The following is a 7910-nucleotide window of genomic DNA, read 5'->3' as shown; positions in this document are numbered from 1 at the left end:
CGGCGGGGTCCGCGGCCGGGGGTGCGGCCGGGGGTGCGGCCGGGGGTGCGGCGACCGCCGGGGCGGTGAGCGCCGTCGCCGTCACGGCCGCCGCGACCACCGCCGCTACGAGTCCGCCGCGCACGATACGTACTGACATGGGAGTTCCCTCCTGGACGACCGCGTGACTGCCATCGTCGAAGGGGACCGCAGGAGATCGCCGCGGGGTTGAGCGTGTTTCAGCCGTCTCCGCCCCCGGCTCGTTGACACCTCAACTTCCCTGAGAGCACCGGGTGTTCGCTATAGCCCTGTTTATCCTCTGTGGCGTACATCCCGCACTGGCGGATGTACGCCACGATCGTATTCCGGCTTCAGCAGACCTCCACAAAACCCGGTCACATACGAAAGGCTCAGCGGTCGTCCGGCACCGAATTCCGGACCCTTCCTTTCACTCAACAGGGATGCTGATGACCCTCGAACCCCCCAACCCCATACCCGGGGTGAGACGCGCGGTCCGTATCGCGGCCGCCGCCGGCCTGGTCGCCGCGCTCGTCGCGACCGGCGCCGCACCCGCCTTCGCCGCCCCCGCGGAGCCCCCGGCCGCCACCCCCGAGCCCGCCAAGTCGGCGGCCGAGAAGCTCGGTTCGGACGACGCCGCACTGCTCGCCGAGGCCGAGGCGAAGGGCGAGAAGAACATCACGCTCATGGTCGCCACCACGCCGGGCGCCACCGAGCAGGTCGCGGAGCGACTCGACGCGGTCAAGGGCGGCGCGGTCGGCCAGACGTACGACAAGCTCGGCTACGTACGGGCCACCGTCCCCACCTCGCAGGCCAAGTCCGCCATCGACGCGGCCGCCAAGCTGTCCAGCGTGCAGGGCATCGACCTCAAGCACGAGATCAAGCTGGACGACCCGACGCCGGCCGCCGACAAGGCGCACGGGAACACCACCGCCACGACCGGCACCGGCGGCTACCCGGCGCCGGGCAGGAAGACCCCGGCGGTCAACCCGTACAACCCGTCCCATGAGACGGGCGCGGTCGACTTCGTCCGGAAGAACCCGACCGCGGACGGCCGAGGCGTCACCATCGGCATCCTCGACTCGGGCGTCGACCTCGGGCACCCCGCGCTCCAGAAGACCACCACCGGCGAGCGCAAGATCGTCGACTGGGTGACCGCCACCGACCCGGTCGGCGACGGCGACGGCACCTGGCGCCGGATGAACGCCGACGTGTCCGGCCCCTCCTTCACCGCCGCGGGACGCGACTGGGCGGCGCCCGAGGGCGCCTTCAAGTTCAGCACCTTCGCCGAGGCCGCCACCAAGGGCGGCGACATGGCCGGCGACCTCAACCGGGACGGCGACACCACCGACGTCTGGGGCGTCCTGTACGACCAGGCCGCCGGCACCGTCCGCGTCGACCTGAACGGCAACGGCGACTTCGGCGACGACGCGGCCATGAAGCCGTACAAGGACGGCTTCCAGGTCGGGTACTTCGGCACCGACAACCCGTACACCGACGTCGTCGAGCGCATCCCGTTCGTCGTCGAGATCCGCAAGGACGTCGTGTACAACGGCGCCGGCGACAAGTCCGACTACGTCAACATCGGCGTCATCGAGGGCTCCCACGGCACGCACGTCGCCGGTATCGCCGCCGCCAACAGCCTCTTCGGCGGCCGGATGAACGGTGCGGCGCCCGGCGCCAAACTGGTCTCCTCGCGCGCGTGCACCTGGAGCGGCGGCTGCACCAACATCGCGCTCACCGAGGGCATGATCGACCTCGTCGTCAACCGCGGCGTCGACATCGTCAACATGTCCATCGGCGGCCTCCCGGCGCTCAACGACGGCAACAACGCCCGCGCCCGCCTCTACAGCCGCCTCATCGACACCTACGGCGTCCAGCTGGTCATCTCGGCCGGCAACAGCGGCCCGGGCGTCAACACCATCGGCGACCCGTCCCTCGCCGACAAGGTGATCAGCGTCGGCGCGACGATCTCCAAGGAGACATGGGCCGCGAACTACGGCTCGATCGTCTCCAAGCCGTACCAGATGCTGCCCTTCTCCTCACGGGGCCCGCGCGAGGACGGCGGCTTCACGCCGACCCTCAGCGCGCCCGGCGCGGCGATCAACACCACGCAGACCTGGGCGCCCGGCGGCCCGGTCGCCGAGGCCGGCTACCAGCTCCCCGCCGGCTACTCCATGCTGCAGGGCACCTCGATGGCGGCCCCGCAGGCCACCGGCGCGATGGCGCTGATGCTGTCGGCCGCCAAGCAGCGGGGCGTCGACCTCACCCCGGCGAAGCTGCGCACCGCCGTGGTCAGCCAGGCCGACCACATCCGCGGCGTGCAGGCCCACGAGGAGGGCGCGGGCGTCCTCAACGTCGTCGACGCCTGGAAGGAGGTCCTCCGCGGCGCCCACGCCCACGAGTACACGGTCAAGGCCCCGGTCGACACCGCGATCGAGCAGTTCCTCGCCGAGCCGGGCTTCGGCACCGGTCTGTACGACCGCGAGGGCGGCATCGAGGTCGGCCAGCGGAAGATCTACGAGATCACCGTCACCCGCACCACGGGTGCCGACCGGCCGATCCGGCACGAGCTGTGGTTCGAGAACAACCACGAGCGCACCTTCCGGGTCGTCGGCAGCGACGAGGTGTACCTGCCGCTGAACAAGCCGGTCACCTTCAAGGTCGCCGCCAAGCCCCGCAGCGCCGGTGTGCACAGCGCGATCCTCGAGGTCACCGACCCGAAGACCAAGGGCATCGACAAGCAGATCCTGACCACGGTCGTCGCCTCCGAGCAGCTGGCCAAGCCCGCGTACGGCTACTCGGCCGAGGGCTCCGTGCAGCGCAACAGCCACCGTTCGCACTTCGTGACCGTCCCGGCCGGCGCCAAGTCCCTGGAGGTCGCCCTCGGCGGCCTGGCGAAGGACAGCCAGACCCGGTTCATCGCGATCCACCCGTACGGTGTGCCGGCGGACTCCACGTCGACGATCAACTGCTACCCGAACTACAGCAACCCGAACAACACCTGCCGCCCCGACCTGCGCTCCTACGCGAACCCGCAGCCGGGCGTCTGGGAGATCGAGGTCGAGTCGCGCCGTACGTCGCCGCTGCTCGACAACCCGTACAAGCTGGACGTGTCCCTGCTGGGTGCCACCTTCGACCCGGCCGTCCAGACCCTGCCGGAGGCCACCCCGGGCAAGGCCGCGCCGGTCGAGTGGAGCGTCACCAACGACTTCGCCGCGCTGGAGGGCAAGCTGAAGGGCGGCTCGCTGGGCTCCGCGAAGGTCGCGCGTCCCACCATCGGCCACCACGCCGAGCAGCGCACCACCGTCGAGATCGGTGAGGGCGTCGAGCGGTTCGACGTGGCCATCGGCAACGTCTCCGACAAGGCCGCCGACCTCGACCTGATCGTCCTGCGCGAGGGTGTGCAGGTCGGCTCGTCCGCGGACGGCGACTCGGAGGAGTCGGTGTCCCTGGTGAAGCCCGCACCGGGCACGTACACGATCGTCGTCGACGGCTACTCGGTCCCGGCCGGTGAGACCGCCTACGACTACAAGGACGTGTACTTCTCGTCCACGCTGGGCGAGGTCAAGGTCGACGAGTCGAAGACGATCTCGCTGGCGAACGGGGCGTCCGCGGCGTTCGGCGCGGAGGTGCTGGTGAGCGGCGCGGCCCCCGAGGGCCGGCAGTTCTTCGGCGAGGTCAGCCTGCTGAACGCGCGCGGAACCGCTGCGGGCACGGGCAGCGTTGTGATCGGAAAGGTCACTTCGTGACCGACACTCCGTAGTCTGGAGGGATACGGAGTGTGAGGGCGGGCGTCCGGTACGGACGCCCGCCCTCTCCATTCCGTGGTCCTTCTCACCCCCTGGACAATGGATTGGACAAGGCGACCCGGGACATACGCATCATGGACAGCGGCAGCACCCCTTGCCGCACGCACGTACGGAGGAGTCCTCGTGAAGGTAGGAATCGTCGGAGCCACCGGTCAGGTCGGCACGGTCATGCGCAAGATCCTTGCCGAACGGAACTTCCCGGTCGACGAGCTCCGGCTGTTCGCCTCCGCGCGCTCGGCGGGCACGGTCCTGGACGGCGTGACCGTCGAGGACGCCTCCACGGCCGACTACACCGGCCTGGACATCGTGCTGTTCTCGGCCGGTGGCGCCACGTCCAGGGCGCTCGCCGAGAAGGTCGCCGGGCAGGGCCCCGTGGTGATCGACAACTCCTCCGCGTGGCGCCGCGACCCCGAGGTCCCGCTGGTCGTCTCCGAGGTGAACCCGCACGCGGTCAAGGACCGCCCCAAGGGGATCATCGCCAACCCGAACTGCACCACCATGGCCGCCATGCCGGTCCTGAAGCCGCTCCACCAGGAGGCCGGGCTCGTCGCCCTGGTCGCCACGACGTACCAGGCCGTGTCCGGCTCCGGCCTCGCCGGTGTCGCCGAGCTGGACGGCCAGGTCAAGGCCGTCGCCGAGCGCGCCACCGAGCTGACCCACGACGGCGAGGCCGTCGCCTTCCCCGAGCCGGGCGTCTACAAGCGCCCCATCGCCTTCAACGTGCTGCCGCTGGCCGGTGCCATCGTGGACGACGGCCTCCACGAGACGGACGAGGAGCAGAAGCTCCGCAACGAGTCCCGCAAGATCCTGGAGATCCCGGACCTGAAGGTGTCCGGCACGTGCGTGCGCGTCCCGGTCTTCTCCGGCCACTCCCTCCAGGTGAACGCCCGCTTCGAGCGCCCGATCAGCGTCGAGCGCGCGTACGAGCTGCTCAAGGACGCCGAGGGCGTCGAGCTGTCCGAGATCCCCACTCCGCTCCAGGCCGCCGGCAAGGACGTCTCGTACGTGGGCCGCATCCGGGCCGACGAGACCGTCGACAACGGCCTGGCGCTGTTCCTGTCCGGCGACAACCTCCGCAAGGGCGCCGCGCTGAACGCGGTGCAGATCGCGGAGCTCGTCGCGGAGGAGCTGCGGGGCTGACGACGCCCACGACGGTGTGAGGGCGGTCCCGCCAGGACGGCGGGGCCGCCCTTTTCCACACCCTTCTCCACACCTTCTCGCCGCGCTCTGTGATCGGCGTCCCCCCGTGGAAGGATGGCCACCAAAGTCGTACATGGAGGAGATGACCGGGTGCCTGGCACAAACCTGACCCGTGAAGAGGCACAGCGGCGCGCGGCGCTGCTGACCGTGGACGCGTACGAGATCGACCTGGATCTCAGCGGCGCGCAGGAGGGAGGCACCTACCGGTCCGTGACCTCGGTGCGCTTCGAGTCGGCCGAGGACGGGGCGGAGACGTTCATCGACCTGGTGGCCCCCGCGGTGCACGAGGTGGTGCTGAACGGCAAGCACCTCGACGTCGCGTCGGTCTTCCGGGACTCGCGCATCGCCCTGAAGCACCTGCGGCAGGGCGCGAACGAGCTGAGGGTCGTCGCGGACTGCGCGTACACGAACACCGGCGAGGGCCTGCACCGGTTCGTCGACCCGGTCGACGACCAGGCGTACCTCTACACCCAGTTCGAGGTGCCGGACGCGCGGCGGGTGTTCGCCGGCTTCGAGCAGCCGGACCTGAAGGCGACGTTCCAGTTCACCGTGAAGGCCCCGTCGGGGTGGACGGTGGTCTCGAACTCTCCGACGCCCGAGCCGAAGGACGACGTCTGGCTCTTCGAGCCGACGCCGCGCATCTCCACGTACGTCACGGCGCTGATCGTCGGCCCGTACCACGCCGTGCACTCGTCGTACGAGGGCCCGGACGGGCAGTCGGTGCCGCTGGGCGTGTACTGCCGGCCGTCGCTCGCCGAGTACCTGGACGCGGACGCGATCTTCGAGGTCACGCGGCAGGGCTTCGACTGGTTCCAGGAGAAGTTCGACTACGCGTACCCGTTCGCCAAGTACGACCAGCTGTTCGTGCCCGAGTTCAACGCGGGCGCGATGGAGAACGCGGGCGCGGTGACCATCCGCGACCAGTACGTGTTCCGGTCGAAGGTGACGGACGCGGCGTACGAGGTGCGGGCCGAGACGATCCTGCACGAGCTGGCCCACATGTGGTTCGGCGACCTCGTCACCATGGAGTGGTGGAACGACCTGTGGCTGAACGAGTCGTTCGCCACGTACACGTCGATCGCCTGCCAGGCGTACGCGCCGGGCTCGAAGTGGCCGCACTCGTGGACGACGTTCGCGAACCAGATGAAGACCTGGGCGTACCGGCAGGACCAGCTGCCGTCCACACACCCGATCATGGCCGAGATCCGGGACCTCGACGACGTCCTGGTGAACTTCGACGGCATCACGTACGCCAAGGGCGCGTCGGTGCTGAAGCAGCTCGTCTCGTACGTCGGCATGGACGCGTTCTTCGAGGGCGTGCAGGCGTACTTCAAGCGCCACGCGTACGGCAACACGCGCCTGTCCGACCTGCTGGGCGCGCTGGAGAAGACCTCCGGGCGCGACCTGCAGACGTGGTCGAAGAAGTGGCTGGAAACGGCGGGCATCAATGTGCTGCGCCCGGTCATCGACACGGATTCGAGCGGGAACATCACCTCGTTCGCGGTCAAGCAGGAGGCCCCGGCTCTGCCGGCGGGCGCCAAGGGCGAGCCGGTGCTGCGGCCGCACCGTATCGCGATCGGCCTGTACGACCTGGACGACGCGGGCAAGCTGGTGCGCACCGAGCGCGTGGAGCTCGACGTGGACGGTGAGCTGACCGGCGTCGAGGCGCTGGTGGGCAAGGCGCGCCCGGCGGTGGTGCTGCTCAACGACGACGACCTTTCGTACGCCAAGGTCCGGCTCGACGAGGAGTCCCTGCGGAACGTCGTGGCGCACCTCGGCGACTTCACCGAGTCGCTGCCGCGCGCGCTGTGCTGGGCGTCCGCGTGGGACATGACCCGCGACGGTGAGCTTGCCACGCGCGCGTACCTGGACCTGGTGCTCTCGGGTATCGGCAAGGAGTCCGACATCGGCGTGGTGCAGTCCCTGCACCGCCAGGTGAAGCTCGCGCTCGACCTGTACGCGGCGCCGGACTGGCGGGCGACGGGCCTGGTGCGGTGGACGGACGCGGCGCTGGAGCACCTGCGCGCGGCGGCCCCGGGCAGCGACCACCAGCTGGCGTGGGCGCGCGCCTTCGCGGCGACGGCTCGCACGGACGAGCAGCTCGACGTGCTGGCGGCGCTGCTGGACGGCTCCGAGACCGTCGAGGGCCTGGTCGTCGACACCGAGCTGCGCTGGGCGTTCGTGGAGCGGCTCGCGGCGACGGGCCGGTTCGGCGAGGCGGAGATCAACGCCGAGCACGAGCGCGACCGGACGGCGGCCGGTGAGCGGCACGCGGCAACCGCGATGGCGGCCCGGCCGACGGCGGACGCCAAGGCGGCTGCGTGGGCGTCGGTCGTCGAGTCCGACAAGCTCCCGAACGCCGTGCAGGAGGCGGTGATCAGCGGGTTCGTCCAGACTGACCAGCGCGAGCTGCTCGCCCCGTACACGGAGAAGTTCTTCGCCGCGGTCAAGGGCGTGTGGGAGTCCCGCTCCCACGAGATGGCCCAGCAGGTCGCGATCGGGCTGTACCCGTCGCTGCAGGTCTCCCAGGCCACCCTGAACGCCACGGACAGCTGGCTCGCCACCGCCGAGCCCAACGCGGCGCTGCGGAGGCTGATCTCGGAGTCCCGCGCGGGCGTCGAGCGCGCGCTGAAGGCCCAGGCGGCCGACCGCTAGTCGGTGAGGCGGGGTGCCGGCCGCGCGTCCCCGGGCGCCCGGCACCCCGCACACCGCTGTCACGGGCGCGCCCGGCGGGTGGGCCGTTTCGGCGCGTGGGCGCGCCCGGCGCGTGGGGGCCCGCGGGGTCCGTAGGACGAAACCCGCGCAGGCGACGAGGGTGGTCGTGGGCGGTGACGCCCAGCAGCGAGACGAGGACCAGCCGACCGATGTGACGCCGGATCAGCACCCGCTGCCGCCACGCGG

Annotated in this window: 3 protein-coding genes; all 3 read left to right on the top strand. The window is 70.6% G+C overall.

The genetic code is table 11. The annotated features are described in order from the left end of the window. The first annotated feature begins 446 nt into the window (after positions 1-446). Positions 447-3749, top strand: a complete 3303-nt coding sequence (locus tag FVS66_RS13380) for a S8 family serine peptidase (RefSeq protein WP_149181413.1) — start codon at positions 447-449, stop codon at positions 3747-3749. A gap of 183 nt (positions 3750-3932) precedes the next feature. Then, on the top strand, positions 3933-4949 hold the full coding sequence (locus FVS66_RS13375) for an aspartate-semialdehyde dehydrogenase (RefSeq protein ID WP_149181412.1): 1017 nt from the start codon (positions 3933-3935) through the stop codon (positions 4947-4949). A 150-nt stretch (positions 4950-5099) separates the two neighbouring features. Further along, positions 5100-7664, top strand: a complete 2565-nt coding sequence (pepN, locus tag FVS66_RS13370; RefSeq protein WP_149181411.1) for an aminopeptidase N — start codon at positions 5100-5102, stop codon at positions 7662-7664. Positions 7665-7910 lie beyond the last annotated feature (246 nt).

It is taken from the genome of Streptomyces sp. TRM49041 (genome assembly GCF_008271805.1).
GTDB lineage: Bacteria > Actinomycetota > Actinomycetes > Streptomycetales > Streptomycetaceae > Streptomyces.
Note: the sequence above shows the minus strand (reverse complement) of the source record. Positions and strands in the feature narration are given on the sequence as shown.